This window comes from Streptomyces roseifaciens, assembly GCF_001445655.1.
GTDB classification, from domain to species: Bacteria; Actinomycetota; Actinomycetes; order Streptomycetales; family Streptomycetaceae; genus Streptomyces; species Streptomyces aureoversilis.
Map to the genome: position 1 here is coordinate 1 of NZ_LNBE01000007.1, position 24,986 is coordinate 24,986.

At 71.1% G+C, this 24,986-nt stretch carries 24 protein-coding genes; 15 read left to right on the top strand and 9 right to left on the bottom strand.

What is annotated here, in order from left to right; translation table 11 throughout:
• The first annotated feature begins 90 nt into the window (after window positions 1-90).
• From AS857_RS35375 to AS857_RS35400, 7 genes are all read left to right on the top strand, one after another.
• Window positions 91-741, top strand: a complete 651-nt coding sequence (locus AS857_RS35375) for an HAD family hydrolase (RefSeq protein WP_058047654.1) — start codon at window positions 91-93, stop codon at window positions 739-741.
• An 82-nt stretch (window positions 742-823) separates the two neighbouring features.
• On the top strand, window positions 824-1,996 hold the full coding sequence (locus tag AS857_RS35380; protein WP_058047580.1) for an acetoin utilization protein AcuC: 1,173 nt from the start codon (window positions 824-826) through the stop codon (window positions 1,994-1,996).
• A gap of 129 nt (window positions 1,997-2,125) precedes the next feature.
• Complete coding sequence (locus AS857_RS35385) at window positions 2,126-2,965, top strand: phosphatase (protein ID WP_245700782.1); 840 nt, start codon at window positions 2,126-2,128, stop codon at window positions 2,963-2,965.
• A gap of 128 nt (window positions 2,966-3,093) precedes the next feature.
• Window positions 3,094-3,303: a helix-turn-helix domain-containing protein gene (locus AS857_RS35390; protein WP_123975194.1), complete on the top strand. Its 210-nt coding sequence runs from the start codon at window positions 3,094-3,096 to the stop codon at window positions 3,301-3,303.
• A gap of 110 nt (window positions 3,304-3,413) precedes the next feature.
• The gene (locus AS857_RS38355) at window positions 3,414-3,512 is read left to right on the top strand and encodes a 30S ribosomal protein bS22 (protein WP_003948845.1); all 99 of its coding nucleotides are present in this window, start codon (window positions 3,414-3,416) and stop codon (window positions 3,510-3,512) included.
• Window positions 3,513-3,738: 226 nt separating this feature from the next.
• Window positions 3,739-4,785 carry an NAD-dependent epimerase/dehydratase family protein gene (locus AS857_RS35395; protein ID WP_058047581.1) on the top strand — a complete coding sequence of 349 codons (1,047 nt, stop codon included), beginning with the start codon at window positions 3,739-3,741 and terminating at the stop codon, window positions 4,783-4,785.
• Between the two features lie 14 nt (window positions 4,786-4,799).
• On the top strand, window positions 4,800-5,852 hold the full coding sequence (locus AS857_RS35400) for a lysophospholipid acyltransferase family protein (RefSeq protein ID WP_058047582.1): 1,053 nt from the start codon (window positions 4,800-4,802) through the stop codon (window positions 5,850-5,852).
• Between the two features lie 76 nt (window positions 5,853-5,928).
• Here the strand turns inward: AS857_RS35400 and AS857_RS35405 are convergent, their stop codons facing one another.
• From AS857_RS35405 to AS857_RS35420, 4 genes are all read right to left on the bottom strand, one after another.
• Window positions 5,929-7,131 carry a DUF5667 domain-containing protein gene (locus AS857_RS35405; protein ID WP_058047583.1) on the bottom strand — a complete coding sequence of 401 codons (1,203 nt, stop codon included), beginning with the start codon at window positions 7,129-7,131 and terminating at the stop codon, window positions 5,929-5,931.
• A gap of 205 nt (window positions 7,132-7,336) precedes the next feature.
• A complete protein-coding gene (locus AS857_RS35410; protein WP_058047584.1) occupies window positions 7,337-8,170 on the bottom strand; it encodes an ECF subfamily RNA polymerase sigma factor, BldN family in 834 nt (277 codons plus the stop codon).
• A gap of 481 nt (window positions 8,171-8,651) precedes the next feature.
• Window positions 8,652-9,590 carry an HAD family hydrolase gene (locus AS857_RS35415; RefSeq protein ID WP_058047585.1) on the bottom strand — a complete coding sequence of 313 codons (939 nt, stop codon included), beginning with the start codon at window positions 9,588-9,590 and terminating at the stop codon, window positions 8,652-8,654.
• A 118-nt stretch (window positions 9,591-9,708) separates the two neighbouring features.
• On the bottom strand, window positions 9,709-9,987 hold the full coding sequence (locus AS857_RS35420; protein ID WP_079110954.1) for a glutaredoxin family protein: 279 nt from the start codon (window positions 9,985-9,987) through the stop codon (window positions 9,709-9,711).
• A gap of 447 nt (window positions 9,988-10,434) precedes the next feature.
• On the opposite strand from AS857_RS35420, the gene AS857_RS35425 reads away from it, so the two are divergent.
• From AS857_RS35425 to AS857_RS35450, 6 genes are all read left to right on the top strand, one after another.
• Window positions 10,435-11,226, top strand: coding sequence for a redox-sensing transcriptional repressor Rex (locus AS857_RS35425; protein ID WP_058047587.1), 792 nt, complete (start codon window positions 10,435-10,437; stop codon window positions 11,224-11,226).
• The gene (locus AS857_RS35430) at window positions 11,223-12,665 is read left to right on the top strand and encodes a glutamyl-tRNA reductase (RefSeq protein WP_058047588.1); all 1,443 of its coding nucleotides are present in this window, start codon (window positions 11,223-11,225) and stop codon (window positions 12,663-12,665) included. The genes AS857_RS35425 and AS857_RS35430 overlap by 4 nt, the downstream gene beginning before the upstream one ends.
• Window positions 12,662-13,630 (top strand): hydroxymethylbilane synthase, encoded by a 969-nt coding sequence (hemC, locus tag AS857_RS35435; RefSeq protein WP_058047589.1) that lies wholly within the window; start codon window positions 12,662-12,664, stop codon window positions 13,628-13,630. Before AS857_RS35430 ends, hemC begins: the two co-directional genes overlap by 4 nt.
• Window positions 13,627-15,276 (top strand): bifunctional uroporphyrinogen-III C-methyltransferase/uroporphyrinogen-III synthase, encoded by a 1,650-nt coding sequence (locus AS857_RS35440; RefSeq protein WP_058047590.1) that lies wholly within the window; start codon window positions 13,627-13,629, stop codon window positions 15,274-15,276. Before hemC ends, AS857_RS35440 begins: the two co-directional genes overlap by 4 nt.
• On the top strand, window positions 15,273-16,268 hold the full coding sequence (hemB, locus tag AS857_RS35445) for a porphobilinogen synthase (protein ID WP_058047591.1): 996 nt from the start codon (window positions 15,273-15,275) through the stop codon (window positions 16,266-16,268). The genes AS857_RS35440 and hemB overlap by 4 nt, the downstream gene beginning before the upstream one ends.
• A 133-nt stretch (window positions 16,269-16,401) precedes the next feature.
• Window positions 16,402-16,833 (top strand): ATP-binding protein, encoded by a 432-nt coding sequence (locus AS857_RS35450; RefSeq protein ID WP_058047592.1) that lies wholly within the window; start codon window positions 16,402-16,404, stop codon window positions 16,831-16,833.
• 34 nt (window positions 16,834-16,867) lie between these two features.
• On the opposite strand, the gene argS is transcribed toward AS857_RS35450, so the two are convergent.
• Window positions 16,868-18,622: an arginine--tRNA ligase gene (gene argS, locus AS857_RS35455; RefSeq protein WP_058047593.1), complete on the bottom strand. Its 1,755-nt coding sequence runs from the start codon at window positions 18,620-18,622 to the stop codon at window positions 16,868-16,870.
• A 160-nt stretch (window positions 18,623-18,782) separates the two neighbouring features.
• On the opposite strand from argS, the gene lysS reads away from it, so the two are divergent.
• The gene (gene lysS / locus AS857_RS35460; RefSeq protein WP_058047594.1) at window positions 18,783-20,519 is read left to right on the top strand and encodes a lysine--tRNA ligase; all 1,737 of its coding nucleotides are present in this window, start codon (window positions 18,783-18,785) and stop codon (window positions 20,517-20,519) included.
• A gap of 66 nt (window positions 20,520-20,585) precedes the next feature.
• Here the strand turns inward: lysS and AS857_RS35465 are convergent, their stop codons facing one another.
• The gene (locus AS857_RS35465) at window positions 20,586-21,299 is read right to left on the bottom strand and encodes a hypothetical protein (RefSeq protein WP_058047595.1); all 714 of its coding nucleotides are present in this window, start codon (window positions 21,297-21,299) and stop codon (window positions 20,586-20,588) included.
• 108 nt (window positions 21,300-21,407) lie between these two features.
• A complete protein-coding gene (locus AS857_RS35470; protein WP_058047596.1) occupies window positions 21,408-22,268 on the bottom strand; it encodes a hypothetical protein in 861 nt (286 codons plus the stop codon).
• Between the two features lie 163 nt (window positions 22,269-22,431).
• Here AS857_RS35470 and AS857_RS35475 point away from each other — a divergent pair, with 163 nt between their 5' ends.
• Window positions 22,432-23,625 (top strand): RtcB family protein, encoded by a 1,194-nt coding sequence (locus AS857_RS35475; RefSeq protein WP_058047597.1) that lies wholly within the window; start codon window positions 22,432-22,434, stop codon window positions 23,623-23,625.
• Window positions 23,626-23,700: 75 nt separating this feature from the next.
• Here the strand turns inward: AS857_RS35475 and AS857_RS35480 are convergent, their stop codons facing one another.
• Together AS857_RS35480 and AS857_RS35485 are read right to left on the bottom strand one after the other, a co-directional pair.
• A complete protein-coding gene (locus AS857_RS35480; protein WP_058047598.1) occupies window positions 23,701-24,096 on the bottom strand; it encodes a VOC family protein in 396 nt (131 codons plus the stop codon).
• A gap of 116 nt (window positions 24,097-24,212) precedes the next feature.
• Window positions 24,213-24,956, bottom strand: coding sequence for an SDR family NAD(P)-dependent oxidoreductase (locus tag AS857_RS35485; RefSeq protein WP_058047599.1), 744 nt, complete (start codon window positions 24,954-24,956; stop codon window positions 24,213-24,215).
• Window positions 24,957-24,986 lie beyond the last annotated feature (30 nt).

Consider the following 24,986-nt stretch of genomic DNA (forward strand, 5'->3'; position numbering starts at 1 on the left):
CGCCGAACAATTTTTCAGCCTCAGGCCCTGAGTGTTATCACTCGGGGCCTGAGGCATTTTTGCGTTCCGGGCCTCTAGGGTGACGTCATGATGCGCTATGACCTCGTCATCTTCGACAACGACGGTGTGCTCGTCGACAGCGAGCCGATCGCCAACCGGGTCCTCGCCGACTACCTCACCGAACTCGGGCACCCCACCACGTACGAGGAATCCGTCCGGGACTACATGGGGTCGGCCGTGCACCGCGTCCACGACCTGGTGCTCGAGCGCACCGGCCGGCAGCTGCCCGCCGACTTCGACACCACCCTGCACTCCCGCACCTTCGATGCCTTCGACCGCGAGCTGCAGCCCATAAAGGGTGCTGTGGAGGTTCTCGAGTATCTGGTGGCCACCGGCGTTCCGTACTGCGTCGCCTCCTCCGGGACCCATGAGCGGATCCGGTACGGCCATGGCCGTACCGGGCTGGACGAATGGTTCGAGGAATCCTGGATTTTCAGCGCGGAGGACGTCGGCAGGGGCAAGCCGGCCCCGGACCTCTTTCTTCACGCCGCTCGTTCCATGGGCGTCGATCCCGCCCGCTGTGTCGTCGTCGAGGACAGCCCGCTGGGCGTCCAGGCCGCGCTCGCCGCCGGAATGGACGTCTACGGCTACACCGGTATGACTCCGGCGGAGCGGTTGACCGAGGCCGGCGCCAAGGGATTGTTCGGCGACATGACCGAACTTGCTCGGCTCCTCGTCTGACCCACTCGTCCACCCATTCATCTCATCGCCTTGTCCGAACCTCCTCCGATTTCCGTCCGGCCCATCCACTACGGTGACGCTCATGAGCGGCCGTGCGCAGTTGATGTGGGACGAGGCGGTAACGGGCTACGACTTCGGGCCCGGCCACCCCATGGATCCGGTGCGGCTCGCGCTCACCATGCGGCTCGTCGAGGCGCTCGGCCTGGACCGTGCCGTACGCGTCGCCGCGGCCCGGCCCGCGGGGGATTCCACGCTGCGGCTGGTGCACCGCGAGGACTACATCGCCGCCGTGCGTGCCGCGGCCGCCGACCCCGCGTCCGCCGACGGCTCGTACGGTCTCGGGACGCCCGACGTCCCGGCCTTCCCGGCCGTGCACGACGCCTCGGCGCTGATCGCCGGGCAGTCGGTGGGCGCCGCGGAATCCGTATGGCGCGGTGAGGCCCTGCACGCGGTGAACTTCGCCGGCGGGCTGCACCATGCGATGCCCGGCGCGGCGTCCGGGTTCTGCGTGTACAACGATGCGGCCCTCGCCGTGGCCCGGCTGCTGGAGCTCGGGGCCGAGCGGGTCGCGTACGTCGACGTGGACGTGCACCACGGTGACGGCGTCCAGGCGGCCTTCTGGGAGGACCCGCGCGTCCTCACCGTCTCCCTGCACGAGCACCCCAGCACGCTCTTCCCGCAGACCGGCTGGCCCCAGGAGACCGGTGGTCCGGGAGCCGAGGGGAGTGCCGTGAACGTGGCGCTGCCGGCGGGGACGGGTGATGCGGGGTGGCTGCGGGCGTTCCATGCCGTGGTGCCGGAGCTGCTGGCCGCCTTCCGTCCGCAGGTGCTGGTGACGCAGCACGGCGCCGACACGCACTTCGAGGATCCGCTGGCCCATCTGGCGGTGTCCTTGGACGCCCAGCGGATGGTGGCCGAGGCCTGTCACGCGCTGGCTCACGAGCATGCGGAGGGGCGGTGGGTCGCCCTGGGCGGTGGCGGGTACGCGGTGGTCGACGTCGTGCCGCGGTCCTGGGCCCATCTGGTGGGGATCGCCGCGGGGGTGCCGGTGACTCCCGAGAGTGCCGTTCCGGAGGAGTGGCGGGCCGAAGTGTTCCGTCGTACGAGGCAGTTGGGGCCGTACCGGATGACGGACGGGCGCCGGCCGGAGTGGAAGGACTTCACGGATTCGGGGTACGACCCGGGGGACCGGCTCGACCAGTCGATCCTCGCGACGCGGCGTGCGGTGTTCCCGGCCCACGGTCTGCTCCCGTAATCGGAGGAAGATGACGCTGCGTCACGCGGGCCGTGCCGCGGCGTGCAGGCCGTGCAGGCCGTTAGGCCGACCGTGGGATCCTGCGCGAATCCCCTTCGGCCCGGGGGCGGTTCCGTCAGCATCGGAACCGTGCTGACCGAGCTGCCCGCCCAGTCCTGTGCTCAACGTGCCCTCCGTAGCCACCTCCTCCACTCCCGTATCGCCGGTGTCGTATCCACCTCCCGGGAGCGGAGTCTGAGCCGCTATCGGATGTTCGTGGCCGGAGACCCCCGGGCGTTGCTCGGGCTGGAGCCGGAACGGGACTGGCGGCTGGGGGACTTGTTACAACTGATGGGCCGCAAGTGTGGGGTTTCGGCCGATCCCGGTCACACTTCGGGGCAGGATGTCATCGACCCCGACCGTACGATCGTGGCACTGAGTGCCTTGGCGGACCGGCTCCCCGCGGCGGCCGCGGCCGCCGCGCCGGTGCTGATCGGCACCGGTCACCCGCACCGGCTCCTGGGCTTCTACGCCGGGTTGGCCGCCGGTCTCTCGGCGGCGGGATGCACTGTCCTCCGTCCGGCGCAGGGTCGAAGTGTCGACATAACGACCCGGTTCGGGGTACGTACCTACAACCTGGACTACGTTCGAGGCGTCGCGCTGGTGCGTGAACCCGGCGCACGTGGGTGTGGAAGTGAGCCCGGCGTACATACGCATTCTCCGCTCCCGCTTCGGGTGGCCCTGGGAGCGGCGATGGACGGTGACGGACCGCTTCCGGCGGTGGTCATCGGGGACCACGGCTGGGTCTGCGGGGCAGGTCAGCTGGGTATTGAGGCCCTTGGCCTGGCGGATGCGGACGACCCGGCGCCGTTCGTCGGGCAGGCGGAGGGGCGGGTGTCCGTCGTCGTTCCGCTTGATGACACTGTGCGGTCTGATTACTACCGACCGCTTACTCGCTATGTACTCAATCGAGCGTGTCTGTCACAGTAGGCGGCCGATGGCTGCTCCTCTTCCCCACTCGCATCACCCGCCCCTAACCTGGGGAGTGAGCGCGCAGCGACGAGGAGTCACCGGAGGGGAAGCCGGTGCGCGTCATGTGCGGAAGGTTCAGGTGTGTCATGGCTGCTGACCAGAGGCCTCTCAACGAGGTCGTGTTCCTGACCGTGGCGGAAGTCGCCGCGGTGATGCGAGTGTCCAAGATGACCGTGTACCGCTTGGTGCACAGCGGTCATCTGCCGGCGATCAGGGTGGGCAGGTCGTTCCGGGTCCCGGAGCAAGCGGTGCACGAGTACCTCCGAGAGTCCTACGTGGGGGTGGAAACAGCCTGACGGGGGCCCTGGATTACGCTGATCGCCCGGTGCCGGGTAGGCTGGCCCGATGTAGGTCGTGTGGGCTCGGACGCCCCGCACCGAGTGAATCGATGTAAGCGAGGGTAGTCGTGGGCTCTGTTATCAAGAAGCGGCGTAAGCGGATGGCCAAGAAGAAGCACCGCAAGCTGCTCAAGCGCACGCGCGTTCAGCGTCGCAACAAGAAGTAAGCGGCACGCCGCTGTGCTCGTCCCGCAGCCCTTCCACCGATCATGGTGGGAGGGCTGCGGTGCATTGCGGGCAGGTTGCAGTGAGTGAAGCCTCGGCTACGGCTTGAAATGTAGCTCCCCGCATCGGCCGGTCATCACAGCGCAACAACGACCCGCTACGGTGGCCGCGGCAGCACCACTCATGGGTAGGTCGTGGGCGGATCGTGGGCAGAGGAAGGCGCTGATCTTGGGCAAGGTCGTGCTCGTCACCGGAGTCGCACGGCAGCTGGGGGGCCGGTTCGTCCGCCGCATCCAGCGCGAGCCCGATGTGGACCGGGTGATCGGGGTGGACGCGGTGCCACCCGCGCACCATCTGGGCGGGGCCGATTTCGTACGGGCGGACATTCGCCATCCCAGGATCGCGCGGGTTCTGGCCGAACACGCTGTGGACACGGTGGTCCACATGGATGTGAACGGCACCCCGCTGGGCAAGCGCGGCAGCCGGGCGTCGGTCAAGGAGACCAACGTCATCGGCACGATGCAGCTGCTCGGCGCCTGCCAGAAGACGCCCTCGGTCAAGCGCCTGGTGGTCAAGTCGAGCACCAATGTCTACGGATCCGCGCCACGCGATCCCGCGATCTTCACCGAGACCACCCCGCCGAAGTCGCTGCCCAGCGGGGGCTTCGCCAAGGACGTGGTGGAGGTCGAGGGGTACGTGCGCGGCTTCGCCCGGCGCCGGCCCGACGTGGCGGTGTGCGTGCTGCGCTTCGCGAACATCCTCGGGCCCTGCGCCGACTCGCCGCTCGCGGAGTACTTCGCGCTGCCCGTGCTGCCCACCGTCCTCGGCTTCGACCCCCGGCTGCAGTTCGCCCACGAGGACGATGTGATCGAGGTGCTGCGGATCGCCTCGGGCGAGCCGCGCAGGGGCACGCTCAACAGCGGCACCTTCAACGTCGCGGGGGACGGGGTGCTGCTGCTCTCGCAGGCGGCCCGCCGCCTCGGGCGTCCCACGCTCCCCTTCTTCCTGCCGACCGTCACCTGGGTCGGCTCCGCACTGCGTTCGGTCGGCGTGACGGACTTCTCGCCCGAGCAGATCCGGCTCCTCACGCACGGGCGGGTCGTCCGGACCACCCAGATGCGCGAGGTCCTCGGCTTCGATCCGCGCTACACCACGGCGGGGGCCTTCGAGGACTATGCGCGCAGCCGAGGGCCCGGGCTGCTGCCGCCCGAGACCCTTGCCCGTACCGTCGACCGGATCGCTGCGGCACTGCCTGCCGGCCGCGGCCAGAAGTGAGGAGCGCACCCACCATGGCGGACGCGAAGGTCATCCCGTTCGGCGGCGAGGAGCCGCGGTCCAAGCGCAAGGGCAAGCGGACGGGGCGGGCCCGTACGAACCGCGTCTCGTCCCTCGCGCCCGTGCCGCCGCAGCGGGACGTGGACCAGGCCGCGGCGGCCGAGCCCGAGCAGCCGGTGGCCGCGGACGGCAGCACCCGGGGGCGGGGGCCTGAGGCCGCGCAGGAGGGCGGCTGGGACCGGAAGCTGGCGCACGGGCTGAGCTTCCTGCGGCGGCGGATCACCGGCGAGTACGAGGTCGACGAGTTCGGCTACGACGAGGAGCTGACCGACCAGGTCCTGATGTCCGCGCTGCGGCCGTTCTACGAGAAGTACTTCCGGGTCGAGGTGAAGGGCATCGAGAACATCCCGGAGAAGGGCGCGGCCCTGGTCGTCGCCAACCACTCCGGGACGCTTCCGGTGGACGGGCTGATGCTGCAGGTCGCGGTGCACGACCACCACCCGGCCGACCGGCACATCCGGATGCTCGCCGCGGACCTGGTCTTCATGCTGCCGGGCGTCAACGAGGTCTCCCGCAAGCTCGGGCACACCCTCGCCTGCGCGGAGGACGCGCAGCAGCTCCTGGAGCGGGGCGAGGTGGTCGGGGTGATGCCGGAGGGGTTCAAGGGGATCGGGAAGCCGTTCTCGGAGCGGTACAAGCTCCAGCGCTTCGGCCGGGGCGGCTTCGTGTCGACGGCACTGCGTGCCGGGGCGCCGATCGTGCCGTGCTCGATCGTCGGGGCCGAGGAGATCTATCCGATGCTCGGCAATTCCCGGACGGTCGCGCGGCTGCTGGGGATTCCGTACTTCCCGCTGACGCCCGCGTTCCCCTGGCTGGGGCCGCTGGGGCTGGTGCCGCTGCCGACGAAGTGGACGATCCAGTTCGGGGAGCCGATTCCCACGGACGGGTATCCGCCGGAGGCCGCGGACGACCCCATGCTGATGTTCAACCTGACCGACCAGGTACGAGAAACGATTCAGCACACGTTGTACAAGCTGCTTGTGCAGCGGCGATCTGTGTTTTTCTGACCGGACCATGGCGGCCGGCGTTCTTCTGAGCCCCGTATCTTCCGGGGCCGAAGAACGCCGGCCGCCTGCCGCGCTGCTACTTCGGATCGTCGCCGTGGATGCCCAGGCCCGGGAGGATGTCCGGGAGGACCGGCGGGATCGTGATGCTCGGCTGCTTGGCCGGCTTGCTCTCCTTGCCGTGCGACGTGCCCTCCGGGCTGGCGCTGCCGGGCGCCGAGGGGGGCTTCAGCAGCCCCGTACCCCCGAGGAGGCCCTCGTGCTCCTCATGGCCGCCGGGGGCCGCCGGGTGCTGCCGGCCGCCGCCCGCGTGCTTGCCCTCGCCGCTGGACGAGGACGACGGCTTGGGCGCGGCGTGGCCCGAGCGGGCGGACGTGCCCGGGGAGGGGACGTCCGGCCGGACGGACGAGCCGTGCTTGCCGTGGTGGGCGGGCAGCAGGGACTGCAGCGGCTTGACCTCTTCGTCTATGGCGAAGAGGACCGAGCTCACTTCGGCTCCCACGTCGGCCAGTTGGACCGGGAGCTTCTCGCGCAGCTGGCTCCAGCTCTCGCGGTGCGAGGACGCGAAGCTGGAGAGGCGCTGGATGGGGCCGAGCGAGCGGTCGCGCTTGTAGGCGGTGTGCAGCAGGCGGTGGCCTTCGGAGGCGTCCTGGCGCATGCCCGAGAGCGTCTTGCGGATCTCGCCCAGGACCTCGTGGTCCAGGGTGCTGCCCAGCTTGCCGCGCTCCATCAGGCGGCGCGCCTCCTGCAGGCGGGTGGAGGCCCGGTCGAGCAGCAGGCCGCCGCGGTCGGAGTCGTCGTCGGCCATGCCGAGGCGGAGATCCTCCATGCCGCGCTTGAGCGGATAGAGCGAATCGCCGGGCAGGGCATTGGAACTGGCGGCCGCCACGCCGCCGAACGCACCCGCTGCCACACCCACGGTCAGCCCGCCCGCGGCGAGCCCCTTCGACCAGCGGGAGCGCGGCCGGAGCCGGCCCAGCGCGCGGTGGGCGCCGCGCCCCGACCGGCGGGCCTTCTGCTCGGGGAGGGCGGCGGAGTCACCCCCTGCGAACTGGGTCTCCATGGCAGCGATGAGCTGTGCCCGCTGCACGGTCTTGGTCTCCGGATCGAGCCCGGGGCGGGGCAGCTCACCGAGCCGGCCCGTGAGGGCCAGCAGCCTGCCCGGCTCCGCGCCTTCGGCCGGCGGATCGGGCTGTGTGGCCGCCGCGTCCTGGACTTCCTGCTGCTCCAGGGACCGGGCGAAGGCGTTCGCCCGCCGGTGCGCCGATACGTTCGCGATCACAGGCGGCACCTCCTCTCGTCATGACGGTCGACTCCTCTGAACACCTGGAGGGTTGCACGCCGTGATGAGCCTCCACTCGATCGAGTGAGTGGCTGCGGGCATGGCGTGACCGCAGGGAGTCTGCAACCCGCACAACGACTGGCGCGCCAGCCGGGTTACGCGCCTTGGGCGATGTGACCGCTGGTGAGTGAACGGGCGCGCACGGTTAACGCGCGTCGTCGGGAAGGAGGCGGGCCAGGGTGCGGACCGCGCGGTACTGGAGGGTCTTGATGGCGCCCTCGTTCTTGCCCATGACGCGGGCGGTTTCGGCGACCGAGAGCCCCTGCAGGAAGCGCAGGGTGACGCACTCCTGCTGCTGGGGGTTGAGCTTGCGCACCGCCTCCAGCAGCGCGGCGTTGGACAGGGACTCGAGGACGGAGTCCTCCGGGCTGCGCTCGACCTCATTGGCGTCGAGCATCTCGCCGGTGGTCACTTCGAGCCGGAACCTCGACGACTTGAAGTGGTCGGCGACCAGATTGCGGGCGATCGTCACGAGCCAGGCGCCGAAGTCGCGGCCCTGCCAGGTGAAGGTGCCGATGCGGCGCAGGGCGCGCAGGAACGTCTCGCTGGTGAGGTCCTCCGCGGTGGCCCGGCCGCCTACCCGGTAGTAGATATAGCGGTAGACCGTATCGGCGTACTGGTCGTAGAGACGGCCGAAGGCCTCGGCCTCCCCGGCCTGGGCGCGCTCGACCAGGTCGAGCATGCGGGCGCTGTCGCTGTCCGCGCTGGGGCGGCGCGTTGACGTGGCGGAGCCGGAGGGCGCGGCGGACGACGCGGTGGCCGCACCGCCCCGGCGGGCGGCTCGTCTGCCCACCGCCGCGCTGCTCTCGGCGAGGGCGTAGCAGGGGCCGGCGTGGCCGGCACGGCCGCCTCCTGCAGGGGCGAGCGTGGCGAGGGCGGGGACGGCGTACGCGGTGGGGACGAAACCGCGCAGGCGGTCGAGGACCGTTGCGCGAAGCGTAGCCAGGCCCGAGGCGTCAACCCCGACGTGTGGGTACACGGGACTCCCAGAGGCAGAGCTTCCATCACGTGCAGTACGGAACCGTTCACTCGTCGTAGGGACAAGGGGGTACCGGTTTGCGTCTGAGGAGAATAACGCTTCGTACAGGCAGCACTACACCGAGTTGCTCAAATCATCGTTTCCGTTCGATCTCTTACCGGTTGGGGATCGATCAAATATCGAACTATGAAAGGAGGTTGAACAGATTTGGTCATGGTGTGGCCGAATGGGCGGCGTGTTGTGGCAATCCGGACGCGGAAGGACTGAGGAGGAGGATGTGAGGGTATGAAGACAGGATTGCCTGAGAGTGACGCCCGGCTACGCGCTGTTGCCGAACCTTTGTGGCGACGACGCGGCGTGGTGGCGTGAAGTGGACGGCGCGGTACGGCGCGCCGCCGCATGAATCCGCCCGGGAGCCGCTAGAGCGGGCCGGGCGGGGGAGCGGGACGTGCCCGCGTCGGTTCCGGTGTCGGCGCCCGCGTCAGTGCCGGCGCCGGTGCAGGGCCACGGCCGCGGCCGCGCCGCCCGCCAGGGCGCCCACGCCGGCCGCCGCCGGGATGCCGACCTTGGCCGCCTTGCGGCCCGTACGGTAGTCGCGCAGCCGCCATCCGCGCTCGCGGGCGTGCTTGCGCAGCCGGCTGTCGGGGTTGACGGCGTAGGGGTGGCCCACGAGCGAGAGCATCGGGATGTCGTTGGCCGAGTCGCTGTAGGCGGCGCAGCGCGAGAGGTCGAGCCCCTCGGCCGCGGCCAGGGCGCGGACGGCCTCGGCCTTCGCCGGGCCGTGCAGCGGCTCGCCGACGAGCTTGCCGGTGTAGACGCCGCCGATCGACTCGGCGACGGTGCCGAGCGCGCCGGTCAGCCCGAGGCGGCGGGCGATGATCGTCGCGGCCTCGACGGGCGCGGCGGTCACGAGCCAGACCTTCTGTCCCGCGTCGAGGTGGGCCTGGGCGAGGGCCCGGGTGCCGGGCCAGATCCGCTCGGCCATGTACTCGTCGTAGATCTCCTCGCCGATGGTCATCAGCTCGGAGACGCGGTGGCCCTTGACGATGGACAGGGCGCTGTCGCGGGCGTCCTGCATGTGCTCGGCGTCCTCGCCGGCCAGCCGGAACCACACCTGCTGCCAGGCGAAGCGGGCGAGCTCGCGCTTCTGGAAGAACCGCCGCTTGTACAGCCCGCGGCCGAAGTGGAAGAGGGAGGCGCCCTGCATGACCGTGTTGTCGAGGTCGAAGAAGGCGGCGGCGTGCATGTCGCCGACGACGGGGAAGTCCGGCTCGGACGGCTGCTGCGCGGCGCCCTCGGCGCTCTCGGCAGCGCTCTCCTGAGCGGTTTTGCGGGCTGCTTCCGCCGCGGCCTCGCCTGCCAGCACGCTGCGTGCCGTGGCTGAGCGCCTGCGCGGAGTGATCCATCCCAGTGCGGCCATGGCCCGAGCATAGCCAGTTTGTTCGGGGTAACCGGAGTCGGGATGATTCCGGGGCGTGAACTTCCCTTGACGCTCCGGTTACCCCCGGCGGGTCCGCGTGCGCGCGGGCGGGGAGGGGTCAGCCCGCGAGGGCCTTGCGCAGCCGGTCGGGGTCCACGCGCCAGAAGTCGTGCTGGGCGCCGTCGACGAGGATCACCGGGATCTGCTCCCAGTACTTGCGGTGGAGCTCCTCGTCCTGGGTGATGTCCTTCTTCTCCCAGTGGGCGCCGAGTTCGCCGCAGACCTCGGCGATCACGGCCTCGGCGGCGTCGCACAGGTGGCAGCCGGGCTTGCCGATCAGGGTGACCGTGCTGTCGGCGGGGTTCTTGCGGGGGCGGCGGCGCAGCAGGGGGGTCATGCCCGCCATTGTGCCCGCCCCTGGTGCCCGTCCGTGTGCGCCCGTATGCAATGGCGTGCTCCCGGCTCGTTCAAACGTGCGGGATGGGTGCCTGGGTCGACTACCATCATGTGGCGATTTATTGGTGTCCGGGGTTTTTTCTGGGCGGGGTCCGGGGTTTCCTCCGGTAAGCAAGCAGTGAGTCAGGAGTGAGCGCCCGTGTCCCCGTGGACGCTCCCCTGGGTCGTGTGTGACGGGTGTGGCTGCTGTTGCAGTGCGGCCGGTCGTCCCCGGGAGGGGCCGAATGGTTCCCGGAGAGGGCCGAAAGGCCGCGTGACCCCGGTCACTTTGACCGGGCAAAACGGACACCATCTTTGTGCACGCGTTCACAAAGGCATAGCCTGCGTTCGACGGGGCGGTCCTGGGACGAGGCGCCGCCCGCAGCCCCGCTCTACCCGCAGGAGCACCGTGGCAACTGGCCGAACTCACCGACCGGCGACCCGAAGCCGAGGGATTCCCGAGGCCACCGTCGCCCGGCTTCCGCTGTACCTGCGCGCACTGACCGCGCTCTCCGAGCGCTCGGTGCCCACGGTCTCCTCCGAGGAGCTCGCGACCGCGGCGGGGGTCAACTCCGCCAAGCTGCGCAAGGACTTCAGCTACCTCGGTTCCTACGGCACCCGCGGTGTGGGCTACGACGTCGAGTACCTCGTCTACCAGATCTCCCGCGAGCTCGGCCTGACCCAGGACTGGCCGGTCGTCATCGTCGGCATCGGAAACCTCGGCGCGGCCCTCGCCAACTACGGCGGCTTCGCCTCCCGCGGCTTCCGCGTCGCGGCCCTGATCGACGCCGACCCCGCCATGGCCGGCAAGCCGGTCGCCGGGCTGCCCGTGCGTCACACCGACGAGCTCGAGTCGATCATCACGGACAACGGCGTCTCCATCGGTGTCATCGCCACCCCGGCCGGCGCCGCCCAGCAGGTCTGCGACCGGCTCGTGGCTGCCGGGGTCACCTCGATCCTCAACTTCGCGCCCACCGTGCTCTCCGTGCCCGAGGGCGTCGACGTGCGCAAGGTCGACCTGTCGATCGAGCTGCAGATCCTCGCCTTCCACGAGCAGCGCAAGGCGGGCGAGGAGACCTCCCCCGCACAGGAGACCGCCGTGGCCGCCACGGCGCAGCCCCGCTCCGGCGCGGGCGTGCGCTCGGCCGCGGGCGGCAGGAAGGGACCGGACGGGGACGTACCCGCCGTGATGCCGGCATGAGCCTTCTCGTCGTCGGACTGAGCCACCGCAGCGCGCCGGTGAGCGTGCTGGAGCGCGCCGCCCTCGCGCGCGAGGCGCAGGCCAAGCTGCTGCAGGACACCCTCGCGGCCGAGCCCGCCACCGAGGCGGCCGTCCTCGCCACCTGCAACCGCATCGAGCTCTACGCCGACGTGGACAAGTTCCACGCCGGTGTGGCCGAGCTGTCCACGCTCCTCGCCCAGCACTCGGGCGTCGGGCTGGAGGAGCTCACTCCGTATCTCTATGTGCACTACGAGGACCGCGCCGTCCACCACCTGTTCTCGGTGGCCTGCGGGCTGGACTCGATGGTCGTCGGCGAGGGCCAGATCCTCGGCCAGATCAAGGACGCCCTCGCCCTCGGCCAGGAGCTGCACACCGCCGGGCGGCTGCTGAACGACCTGTTCCAGCAGGCCCTGCGGGTCGGCAAGCGCGCCCACAGCGAGACCGGGATCGACCGGGCGGGCCAGTCCCTGGTCACCTTCGGCCTGGAGCGCCTGGCCGACGGCGTGCCGCTGGGCGACTGGGCCGGCGGCAGGCGGGCCCTCGTCATCGGCGCCGGCTCGATGTCCTCCCTCGCCGCGGCGACGCTGGCGCGGGCGGGCGTCGCCCACGTGGCCGTCGCCAACCGCACGCTCGCTCGCGCGGAGCGCCTGGCGGAGATCCTCACCGAGCCGGGTGCCCGGGCCGCCGCCGGCTTCACGGCCTCGGCCGTGGAGATGGCCGCGGTGCCGAAGGAGCTCGCGTTGGCGGACGTCGTGGTCAGCTGCACCGGCGCCATGGGCGTCGTGCTGACGGCCGAGGCCATACGCGCTGCGCTCGCCTCCCGTCCGGAGGCGGCCGGCGCCGGTCGTACGGACGCGGCCTGCGCTCTCGACGCCGCCTGCGGCGACGCGGCCCGCACCGGCGACCGCCTCGCCCTCCTCGACCTCGCCATGCCGCGCGACATCGACGCCGCCGTCCACCGCTTGGAGGGCGCACGGCTCGTCGACATCGAGTCGCTCGCCGAGGCCTCCGCCGACGCGCCCATGGCCGCCGACGTCGACCGGGTGCGCGCCATCGTCTCCGACGAGGTCGCCGCCTTCGGCGCCGCCCAGCGCGCCGCCCACATCACCCCCACCGTGGTCGCCCTGCGCACCATGGCCGCGGACGTCGTCGCGAGCGAGATCGCCCGCCTCGACGGCCGCCTGCCCGACCTGGACGACAAGCAGCGCGCGGAGATCACCCAGACCGTGCGCCGCGTCGTCGACAAGCTCCTCCACGCGCCCACCGTGCGCGTCAAGGAGCTGGCCTCCACCCCCGGCGGCGCCGGCTATGCCGACGCGCTGCGAGAGCTCTTCGACCTCGACCCGCAGGCGGTCGCCGCCGTCAGCCGGGCCGACTCGCAGGCCGGTACGCACAACACGGCACGGGAGCCGGCATGAACGACAACTCTTCGCGGCCGCTGCGCCTCGGCACGCGCCGCAGCAAGCTCGCCATGGCCCAGTCGGGCCAGGTGGCGCAGGCCGTGCAGCAGCTGACCGGTCGCCCGGTGGAGCTGGTGGAGATCACCACCTACGGCGACGTCTCGCGCGAGTCCCTCGCGCAGATCGGCGGCACCGGCGTCTTCGTCTCCGCGCTGCGCGACGCGCTGCTCGCGGGCGAGATCGACTTCGCCGTGCACTCCCTGAAGGACCTGCCCACCAAGCAGCCCGAGGAGCTGGCCCTCGCGGCGATCCCGCCGCGCGAGGACCCGCGCGACGTGCTGATCGCCCGCGACGGCCTGACCTTCGAGACCCTTCCCGAGGGTGCCCGCATCGGCACCGGCTCCCCGCGCCGCATGGCCCAGCTCAACGCCTGGGCCCGCGAGCTCGGCAAGGACATCGAGACCGTGCCCATCCGCGGCAACATCGACACCCGCATCGGCTTCGTCACCGACGGCGAGCTCGATGCCGTGGTGCTCGCCGCTGCGGGGCTGTCGCGGATCGGCCGCAGCGCCGAGGTCTCGCAGTTCCTGGAGCCCGACGCAGTTTTGCCCGCCCCCGGCCAGGGGGCCCTGGCGATCGAGTGCGCCATGACCAACGCACCCCTCGCCGCGACGCTCGCCGAGCTCGACGACCCGTACACCCGGGTCGCCGTGACGGCCGAGCGTTCCCTGCTCGCCGCCCTGGAGGCCGGCTGCTCCGCACCCGTGGGTGCGCTGGCCGACCTGTTGGCCGACGGGCAGATTGTCACCGAAATGCGCCTGCGGGGCGTCGTCGGCACGACCGACGGCAAGACGCTGGTGCAGCTGTCCACCACCGGCCCCGTGCCGTCGTCCAGCGAAGAAGCCGTGGCCATGGGCCGCGAGCTCGCCGCAGCGATGCTCGACAAGGGAGCGGCCGGTCTTATGGGGGAGCGAGCACTTTGAACCCCACCGCCCCGAACCACCCCGTGCACGGGCACGTCACCTTTCTCGGTGCCGGCCCCGGAGACCCGGGACTGCTGACGCTCCGCGCCGTGGAGGCGCTCGCGGCCGCGGACGTCCTGATCGCCGATCCGCAGGTGCTCGACGTGGTGCGCACGCATGCGCGCGCCCATGTGGACATGCCTGCCCAGACGGTTACTGACGAGGCATCAAAAACCGCGGACGTCCCCGTCCTTAGGGACACCGCCAATCTTGTCATGACGGCCGCGCGCAGCGGCAAGCGGGTCGTCCGTGCCGTTCTCGGCGACCCCGGTCTCGACGGCGACGCCGCCGACGAGATGCTCGCCTGCGCGGCCGAGGGCATCACCTTCGAGGTGGTTCCCGGCGTCGCCACGGCCGTCGGCGTGCCCGCCTACGCCGGTGTGCCGCTGCGTGACGGCAAGGGCGGCGACGTGCGCTTCGTCGACGCCCGCACGGCCTCGGCCACCTGCTGGTCCGAGGTGGGTGCCAGCGAGGTCACCGCTGTCGTCTCCACCACGCTCGACTCCGTCGTCTCCGCCGCCGGCGAACTGGTCTCCGCCGGCCGCGGTCCCGACACGCCGATGACCGTCACGGTCGCCGGCACCACCACGCGCCAGCGCACCTGGACCGCCACCCTCGGCACCCTGGCCCAGGTGCTCAAGGCCGCCAAGGTGCTGCCCTCGGCCGACGGCGCCCAGCCGGTCATAGCCGTGGTCGGCGAGCGCAGCGCTGCCGAGCAGCGCGACCGGCTCTCCTGGTTCGAGTCCAAGCCGCTCTTCGGCTGGAACGTCCTCGTGCCGCGCACCAAGGAGCAGTCCGCCTCGCTCTCCGACCAGCTCCGTTCCTACGGCGCCGTGCCCAGCGAGGTCCCGACCATCGCCGTCGAGCCGCCGCGCACCCCCCAGCAGATGGAGCGCGCGGTCAAGGGCCTGGTCACCGGCCGCTACGAGTGGATCGCCTTCACCTCGGTGAACGCCGTCAAGGCGGTGCGCGAGAAGTTCGAGGAGTACGGGCTCGACGCGCGTGCCTTCGCCGGCATCAAGGTCGCGGCCGTCGGCGAGCAGACCGCCAGGTCGCTGATCGAGTTCGGCGTCAAGCCCGATCTCGTGCCGTCCGGCGAGCAGTCCGCCGCCGGCCTGCTGGAGGACTGGCCGCCCTACGACCCGGTCTTCGACCCGATCGACCGCGTCTTCCTGCCGCGCGCCGACATCGCCACCGAGACCCTGGTGGCCGGCCTGATCGAGCTGGGCTGGGAGGTCGACGACGTCACCGCCTACCGCACCGTCCGGGCCTCGCCGCCGCCGGCCGAGACCCGCGAGGCCATCAAGGGCGGCGGTTTCGACGCCGTGCTCTTCACCTCGTCGAGCACGGTGCGCAACCTCGTCGGCATCGCCGGCAAGCCCCACAATGTCACCGTCATCGCCTGTATCGGCCCGGCCACCGCGAAGACCGCGGAGGAACACGGCCTGCGGGTGGACGTGCTGTCGCCCGAGCCTTCGGTGCTCAAGCTCGCCGAGGCGCTCGCGGACTTCGGCGCGGCCCGCCGGGACGCCGCCCTGGAGGCCGGCGACCCGGTCACCCGCCCGAGCGAGCGACGGCCCGGATCGCGTAGAAGGGCACGGAGTTGAGCACCACCTACGGCACGTTCCCGGGGTCCCGCCCCCGGCGCCTGCGCACCAGCCCCGCCATGCGCCGCATGGTCGCGGAGACCCGTCTGCACCCGGCCGACCTGATCCTTCCCGCCTTCGTGCGGGAGGGCATCGGCACGCCGGTGCCGATCACCTCCATGCCGGGGGTCGTCCAGCACACCCGTGACACCCTGCGCAAGGCGGCCGTCGAGGCGCTGGAGGCCGGCGTCTCCGGGATCATGCTCTTCGGCGTCCCGGAGGAGTCCAAGAAGGACGCCGCCGGCACCGCCGGCACGGACCCGGACGGCATCCTGCAGGTCGCCATCCGCGACGTGAAGGCCGAGGTCGGCGACGAGCTCGTCATCATGTCCGACCTGTGCCTGGACGAGTTCACCGACCACGGCCACTGCGGCGTCCTCGACGCCTCCGGCCGCGTCGACAACGACGCCACGCTCGAGCGCTACGCCGAGATGGCGCAGGTCCAGGCCGACGCGGGCGTCCACGCCGTGGGCCCCAGCGGCATGATGGACGGCCAGGTCGGCGTCATCCGCGACGCCCTCGACCAGACCGGCCACGAGGACGTCTCCGTCCTGGCCTACACCGCCAAGTACGCCTCCGCGTTCTACGGCCCCTTCCGCGAGGCCGTCGGCTCCTCGCTGCAGGGCGACCGCAAGACCTACCAGCAGGACCCCGCCAACAGCCGCGAGTCGCTGCGCGAGCTCGCGCTCGACCTCGCCGAGGGCGCGGACATGGTCATGGTCAAGCCGGCCCTGCCGTACCTGGACATCCTGGCCAAGGTCGCCGAGGCCGTCGACGTGCCGGTCGCCGCGTACCAGATCAGCGGCGAGTACGCGATGGTCGAGGCCGCCGCCGCCAACGGCTGGATCGACCGCGACCGCGCGATCATGGAGACCCTGACCAGCGTCAAGCGCGCCGGGGCCAACATGATCCTCACCTACTGGGCGACCGAGGTCGCGCGGCAGCTCCGGTAGGGGCCGTCGGTTCCGGTAAACGTTGTAGACAGCAAGGGCCGGTGCCCGGGGGAATTCCGCCGAAACAGTGGAAAGCCCCCGGGCACCGGCCCTAGCTTGTGGCGCACACCGTTCCCTCTGCGGAGACGCGCCCATGAGCACCGACCCCGAGCTCCCCGAGAGCTGGGAGTACACCCTCCAGGTCCCCTGCGACCCGCTCGCCCCCTGCATCGCCCGCCGCACCCTCCGCACGATCTTCGAGGAGCACGGCTTCGCCCGCGTGGCCGAGACCGCCGAGCTGCTCACCTCGGAGCTGGTCACCAACTCCTACCGGCACTCCGAAGGGCCCGCCTCCGTACGCGTCAGGCGCGAAGGCAAGGGAAAGGGGGTGCGGGTGACCGTGTGGGACACCAACCCCGCGCTGCCCGGCCTGCAGGCCACCGCGCTGCCCCGGGAGGACGCCGAGGAGGGCCGCGGGCTCGCGCTCGTGATGCGCTGCGCCGACAGCTGGGGAGGGTTCGCCCTGCGCCGGCAGCCCCAGGGGCTCACCGGCAAGCTGGTGTGGTTCGAACTGGGGGCGGGGTGAGGGACCCCGCCCCCGGTCCGGTCGGTCCGGTGTCTCAGAGCTGCTCGGGCGTCCGGATGCCCAGCAGCGACATGCCCTGACGCAGGGTGCGGGCCGTCAGGTCGCACAGGAAGAGGCGGTTCTCCACCTGCTGCGGCGTCTCGGCCTTGAGGACCGGGCACTCGGCGTAGAACGTCGTGTAGAGCGAGGCCAGCTGGTAGAGGTACCCGGCGAGCTTGTGCGGCTCGTAGGAGGCCGTGACCTCGGCCAGGTTCTCCCCGAACTGGTCCAGGTGCATGCCCAGGGCGCGCTCGGCCGGGGCCAGCGCGAGCTCCGGGTGGGCGACCGGCCGGGCCTCGCCCGCCTTGCGGAGGATCGACTGGATCCGGGCGAAGGCGTACTGGAGGTAGACGCTGGTGTCGCCGTTGAGGGACACCATCTGGTCCAGGTCGAACTTGTAGTCGCGCGAGACGGACGTCGACAGGTCCGCGTACTTCACCGCGCCGATGCCCACCTGGGCGCCGCGCTCGGCGATCTGCTCCTCCGTCAGGTCCTGGGCCTTCTCCCGGACGACGGCCGTCGCGCGGTCGATCGCCTCGTCGAGCAGGTCGACCAGGCGGACCGTCTCGCCCTCACGGGTCTTGAACGGCTTGCCGTCCTTGCCGAGGACCGTGCCGAAGCCGAGCTGGACGGCCTTGACGTCGTCGGTCAGCCAGCCGGCCCGGCGGGCGGTCTCGAAGACCATCTTGAAGTGCAGGGACTGCCGGGCGTCCACCACGTACAGCAGGGTGTCGGCCTTCAGGTTGCCCACGCGGTCGCGGATCGCGGACAGGTCCGTGGCCGCGTAGCCGAAGCCGCCGTCGGACTTCTGGACGATCAGCGGCGAGGGCTTGCCGTCCGGGCCCTTGACGTCGTCGAAGAAGACGCAGAGCGCGCCGTTGGAGCGGACCGCGACGCCGGACTCCTCCAGCAGGCGGCAGGTCTCGGCGAGCATGTCGTTGTAGCCGGACTCGCCGACGATGTCCTCGTCGCGGATCTCCACGTCGAGCTTGTCGAAGACCGAGTAGAAGTAGATCTTCGACTCGTCGACGAACCGCTGCCACAGCGCGAGGGTCTCCTCGTCGCCGGCCTGGAGGTCGACGACCCGGCGGCGGGCGCGGGCCTTGAACTCCTCGTCGGAGTCGAAGAGCGTCCGCGACGCCTTGTACAGCCGGTTGAGGGAGGACATGGCCTCCTCGCCGGAGACCTCGCCCTCGTGGTCCAGCTCGTGCGGGTGCTCGATCAGGTACTGGATGAGCATGCCGAACTGGGTGCCCCAGTCGCCGATGTGGTGACGGCGCACGACCTGCTCGCCGGAGAACTCCAGGATCCGCACCACCGCGTCACCGATGACCGAGTTGCGCAGGTGGCCGACGTGCATCTCCTTGGCCACGTTCGGCTGGGCGTAGTCGATGACGGTGGTGCCCGGGTGCTCCGCGAACGGCACGCCCAGGCGGTCGTCGGCGGCGCGCGCGGCCAGGGTCTTCACGATCGCCTCGTCCGTGATCGTGATGTTCAGGAAGCCGGGGCCCGAGACCTCGACCTCCTTGATCAGATCACCGGCCGGAAGGCCCTCGACGACCTTCGCCGCCAGCTCGCGCGGATTGCCCTTCAGCTTCTTGGCCAGCGCCAGCATCCCGTTGGCCTGGAAATCGGCCCGGTCGCTTCGGCGCAGCAGCGGATCGGCGGCACCGGCCTCCGGCAGGGCTGCCGAGAGCGCGTCCGCGATGCGCTGGTGGAGCGAGGAAGCGAGGGAGGGAACCGAAGCCATGGGAAGGTGCCATTCCGGTAGGCGGCATGTGATGGTCCCCCCGATTATCCCATGCGCCTACCACGGCCCCCGCGGTAATTTCGCCGCAGCCGGGCAACCCCGGAGCCACCCCTCCCGTCTGGGACAATGGTCATGCCAGGACCGTAAGGAAGGAAGTGCCGTGGCTCAGGCTCAGAGCACCGAGGCCGATTGGGTCTCCCGTTTCGCCGACGAGGTCATTGCCGAAGCGGAGCGCCGCGCCCCCGGCAAACCGATCGTCGTTGCCTCCGGCCTGTCCCCCTCCGGCCCGATCCACCTCGGCAACCTGCGCGAGGTCATGACCCCGCACCTCGTTGCCGACGAGATCCGCCGCCGGGGCCACGAGGTCCGGCACCTGATCTCCTGGGACGACTACGACCGGTACCGCAAGGTGCCCAATGGCGTCCCGGGCATCGACGAGTCCTGGGCCGCCCACATCGGCAAGCCCCTGACCTCCGTCCCGGCCCCGGCCGGCTCGGCGTTCCCGAACTGGGCCGAGCACTTCAAGGCCGCGATGGTCGAGGCGCTCGCCGAGCTCGGCATCGAGTACGACCCGATCAGCCAGACCGAGCAGTACACCTCCGGTGTCTACCGCGAGCAGGTCCTGCACGCGATGAAGCACCGCGCCGACATCGACGCGATCCTCGACCAGTACCGGACGAAGGACAAGGCGACCGGCAAGCCCAAGAAGCAGCAGCAGAAGCCCGTCGACGAGGCCGAGCTGGAGGCCGCCGAGGGCTCCGGCGCCGCCGCCGAGGACGACGGGAGCGCCGGCGGTGCGGGCTACTTCCCGTACAAGCCGTACTGCGGCGCCTGCGAGCGCGACCTCACCACCGTCACCGCGTACGACGACGAGTCCACCGAGCTGGCCTACACCTGCGTGTGCGGCCACTCCGAGACCGTCCGCCTCAGCGAGTTCAACCGCGGCAAGCTGGTCTGGAAGGTCGACTGGCCGATGCGCTGGGCCTACGAGGGCGTGATCTTCGAGCCTTCGGGCGTGGACCACTCCTCCCCGGGCTCGTCCTTCGTCGTCGGCGGCCAGATCGTCCGCAAGGTCTTCGGCGGCGAGCAGCCCATCGGCCCGATGTACGCCTTCGTCGGCATCAGCGGCATGGCCAAGATGTCGTCCTCGAAGGGCGGGGTCCCGACCCCCGGCGACGCTCTGAAGATCATGGAAGCGCCGCTGCTGCGCTGGCTGTACGCCCGCCGCAAGCCCAACCAGTCCTTCAAGATCGCCTTCGACCAGGAGATCCAGCGGCTCTACGACGAGTGGGACAAGCTGGAGGCCAAGGTCGCCGACGGCAGCGTGCTGCCCGCCGACGCCGCCGCCCACGCCCGTGCCGCCCGCACGGCCGCCGGCGAGCTGCCCCGCACGCCGCGCCCGCTGCCGTACCGCACGCTCGCCTCGGTCGTCGACATCACCGCCGGCCACGACGAGCAGACCCTGCGCATCCTCAGCGACCTCGACCCGGCGCACCCGGTCACCTCGCTCGACGAGGTCCGCCCGCGCCTGGGCAAGGCCGAGCACTGGATCAACACCCAGGTCCCGGCCGAGTCCCGCACCATCGTGCGCTCCGAGCCCGACACGGAGCTGCTCGGCTCGCTCGACGAGCAGGGCCGCGAGTCGCTGCGGCTGCTCCTGGAAGGCCTGGACGACCACTGGTCGCTCGACGGCCTCACCACGCTCGTCTACGGCGTGCCCAAGGTCCAGGCCGGCCTGGAGCCCGACGCCAAGCCGACCCCGGAGCTCAAGGTCGCCCAGCGGTCCTTCTTCGCTCTGCTCTACCACCTGCTGGTGAGCCGCGACACCGGCCCGCGCCTGCCCACGCTGCTGCTCGCGGTGGGGGCGGACCGGGTGCGGAAGCTGCTCGCCGCGTAGTTCCGGTTACGCAAAGGCGCCGGTGAGCTCGATTCGAATCGAGCTCACCGGCGCCTTTGCGTTTGCTCAGCTCTTGTTCGCCGCGGCGACCGCGGCCACCGCCTCCTTGGCCGCGTCCTGCGCGCCCTTGGCGATCTCGTCCGCCGCCGGGTTCTTCGCGCCCTGGAAGCCGGCGCCGCTGTACTTCACCGTGACCACGACGTTGCCCGTGCGGGCGACGACGGTCGCATTGCGGTAGTCGTCGTCGTCCTTCTTGGTGTCCGTGGCGACCAGGTTCGCGCCCTCGCCGATGCCCTCGGCCTTCTCGGTCTTCGCGTCCTTGGCGCCGTCGGCGGTCGTCGCCTTGGTCACCTGCTGCTCGGCGAACTTCTCGGCGCGCTTCTCGCCCGAGCCCAGCGTCGGGTCGGAGGCCAGCCGCTTGTAGGAGACGGTCAGCGAGCGGAACTGCAGGTCCTTGACGTCCTCGTCGTTCAGGCCGTTCCAGAAGCAGCTCGCCGAGTCGTTCGCGTCGCTGGTGGGGAGGGCCTCGCCCTCCTTCTTCTTCGCCTTCGGCACCAGCTTGTCGATCGTCTTCTCGTCGATGGTCTTGCAGACCTCCGGCGGCAGCTTGGCGAACGTCGCCGCCTTCACCGACGGCGAGGCGCTGGGGGCCGGTGCCGAGGCGGAGGGCGAGGACTTCTTCTTGTCGCCGTCGTCGTCCGAGCAGCCGGTGGCGACGAGCATCACCGGTACTGCGGCGCAGGCGAGGAGTCGGGCGAGTCGCGGGGCTGTTCGGTGCATGGGTCCTTCGCTCGTTCGGTGTCGAGGGGCGGGGCGCCTGGGCGCCCTCACCCCGCCTGATCGGCACGGTACGCGGCCGACGCGGGCCGGTGGGGGATTGCCCACCGGCTAGTTGTTGAAGTTCCCCGCGTCGAGCTCCCGGGCCAGGGCCTGGGCCTTGCCCTGGAGGTCCTCGCTCCCGGGGATGTGCTGCTTGTCGGCCGACCACTGGTCGTAGGCGATGGTCACGATGACGTTCGCGGACCGGAAGACGATGTTGATGTCACGGTGCACGCCCGAACCGGCAGTGATCAGCTTGTCGTCGATGAAGGCGTCGTCGCCCAGGTCGTCCAGGACGCGCGGGGCCAGCGAGGCGCCGCCCGCCGGCGAACCGGAGGCCGAGGGCGCGCCCGGCCGGGACGCGGAGGGCGCCGGGGAGCCGCTCTGCGCTCCGCCCTGCGGGTGCGGGCCCGAGCTCGCGCCCTTCGAGGCCGAGGCCGAGGCCGAGGGCGCGGACGGGGAGCCGGAGGAGACCGGGATGTGCGCGGCGCCGGCCCGGCGGCCGTAGAGCTGCTCCGCGCGCTGCTCGTCGCTGACGCCGGGCTGGTACGAGACGACGCGCTCGAAGTCGACGGTCAGGTGCCGGGAGCCCTCCGGGGCCTCCAGATTCCAGCGGCAGCCGACGCGGCGGTCTGTGTCGTAGGTGATGGCGGCCTGGCCCTTGTAGAGCTTCGCGAGGGTGTCGCGGTCGGCCTCGTCGTCACCCGGGGTGGGCAGGAGCCTGCGCAGCGTCTCGCGGTTCACGTAGCCGCAGGGCTCGGGGAGGCTGCGGTACTTGCCGGGCTGTGCGGCGGGCGCGGTGGAGCCCGCCTGGCCGGGCTTGGAGTCGTCGCCGCCGTCGGCGCCCGCCCCGCCGCTGCAGGCGGTGAGCGCTGCGGCCAGCACGGCGGCGGCCAGTGCGGCGGCCGGTGCGTGAGCCCTTCGCTGCACGGTCCGTGGCTCCTTCCACCGAAAACGTGTTGCTGCCGCGGAGGCGGCGGCTGGACAGTATGTCTACCGCACGTGCCGCTGCGTCTGCCGGTTCACTGTCGTGAATCGTGATATATGTCCGGCTTTTGCGTTATCTTGCTTTTACGGGGTTATGAGGAAAACCATGTCCTACACCGAGGTGCCCGGCGCCCGTGTTCCGATCCGCATGTGGACCGACCCGGCCACGGTCGAGGACGTCGCCATGCAGCAGCTGCGCAACGTCTCCACCCTCCCATGGATCAAGGGACTCGCGGTCATGCCGGACGTCCACTTCGGCAAGGGGGCCACGGTCGGCTCGGTGATCGCCATGCAGGGCGCGGTGTGCCCGGCGGCGGTCGGCGTCGACATCGGCTGCGGGATGTCGGCGGTGAGGACGTCGCTGACCGCGAACGACCTGCCCGGTGACCTCTCCCGGCTGCGTTCGAAGATCGAGGAGGCCATCCCGGTGGGCTTCTCGATGCACGACGACCCGGTCGACCCGCGACGGCTGCACGGGCTGCCGACGGCCGGGTGGGACGACTTCTGGGGGCGGTTCGACGGGGTCGCGGAAGCGGTCAAGTTCCGTCAGGGCCGTGCGCTGAAGCAGATGGGGTCGCTCGGCGGGGGAAACCACTTCATCGAATTCTGTCTCGACGAGACGGGTGCGGTCTGGCTGATGCTGCACTCCGGCTCCCGCAACATCGGCAAGGAGCTGGCCGAGTACCACATCGGCGAGGCCCGGAAGCTCTCGCACAACCAGAACCTGGTCGACCGCGACCTCGCGGTCTTCGTCGCGGACACCCCGCAGATGGCCGCCTACCGGCACGACCTGTTCTGGGCCCAGGAGTACGCGCGGCACAACCGCGAGATCATGATGGCGCTCTTCAAGGACGTGGTCCGCAAGGAGTTCAAGAAGGCCAAGCCCATGTTCGAGCAGACCATCTCCTGCCACCACAACTACGTGTCGGAGGAGCGGTACGAGGGCATGGACCTGCTGGTCACCCGCAAGGGCGCGATCCGCGCGGGCGGCGGCGAGTACGGCATCATCCCGGGCTCGATGGGCACCGGTTCGTACATCGTGCGCGGCCTGGGCAACGAGGACTCCTTCAACTCCGCCTCGCACGGCGCCGGCCGCCGGATGAGCCGCAACCAGGCGAAGAAGCGGTTCTCCGAGCGGGATCTGGCCGAGCAGACGCGGGGCGTGGAGTGCCGCAAGGACCGCGGCGTGGTCGACGAGATCCCGGCCGCGTACAAGCCGATCGAGCAGGTCATGGACCAGCAGCGGGATCTCGTCGAGGTCGTCGCCAAGCTGAAGCAGGTCGTCTGCGTCAAGGGCTGACGCCTCCGGAGCTCCGGCGCTCCGGAGCTCCGACCCCGGTTGCCCGGGTCCGGCCGTCCGGACCCGGGCTTCCTGCTACTGCTGCACGTCCTGCGGGTACCAGCGCAGTTCGACGGTGTTGCCGTCCGGGTCGAGGACGTAGACCGACTCGGCGTCGCCGCGGGCGCCGTAGCGCTTGCCGGGGCCGTCGACGACGGTGAAGGTGCCGGCGTCGATGACGGCCTGCCAGTCCAGGGGCTCGACGACGAGGCAGATGTGGTCGACGTTGGAGGCGGCCGTGTCACCGCGCTCGCGCTCCACCAGGTCGATGATCGTGGTGGGGGCGACGCGCACCGACGGGAAGGGCACCCGGCCCGCGCGCCAGTCGTCCACGCGGACGGGGTCGAGGCCGAGCGGGCCGGTGTAGAAGGCGAGGGACCGCTCCGCGTCGGAGACGTTGAGGACGAGGTGGTCGAAGGCGATCACGCGCATGGGGTTCCCCTGTTCGATGCGGGCCGCCCGTCCGGGGGCGGCGTCGGTACGACGGTAGCCCGGGAATGATCGTTTCCGCTTCGGTCGCGGGTCCTGGGACCGAGGTCCCGGCCGGGTCAGGCCTCGCGGTGGACCTTGTGGTTCGAGGCCTGGGCGCGGGGGCGGACGACGAGCAGGTCGACGTTCACGTGCGGCGGCCGGGTGACGGCCCAGCCGATGGTGTCGGCGACGTCCTCGGCGGTGAGCGGCTCGGCGACGCCCGCGTAGACGGCGTCGGCCTTGGCGCGGTCGCCGCGGAAGCGGGTGAGGGCGAACTCGTCGGTGCGCACCATGCCGGGGGCGATCTCGATGACGCGGACGGGCTGCCCGCACAGCTCCAGGCGGAGGGTTTCGGCGACGGCGTGGGCGCCGTGCTTGGCGGCGGCGTAACCGCTGCCGCCTTCGTAGGTGCCGAGGGCGGCGGTGGAGGAGAGGATCAGGACCGTTCCGTCGCCGCTCGCGGTGAGGGCGGGGAGCAGGGCCTGGGTCATGTGGAGCACGCCGAGGACGTTGACCTCGTACATGGTGCGCCAGTCGGCGGGGTCGGCGGTGGCGACGGGGTCGGCGCCGTGGGCGCCGCCGGCGTTGTTGATGAGGACGTCGACGCGGTCGAGGCCGGCGGCGAAGGCCTCGACGGCGGCGCGGTCGGTGACGTCGAGGGCGTGGGCGCGGGCGCCGGGGAGCTCCTCGGCGAGGGCCGTGATGCGGTCGGCGCGGCGGGCCGTGAGGACGACGCGGTAGCCCTCGGCGGCGAGCCGGCGGGCGGTGGCGGCGCCGATGCCGCTGCTGGCGCCGGTGATGACGGCGGTGCGGGTGCTCATGGTGATGCCTCCTGGGGCGCGGCGCGGCCG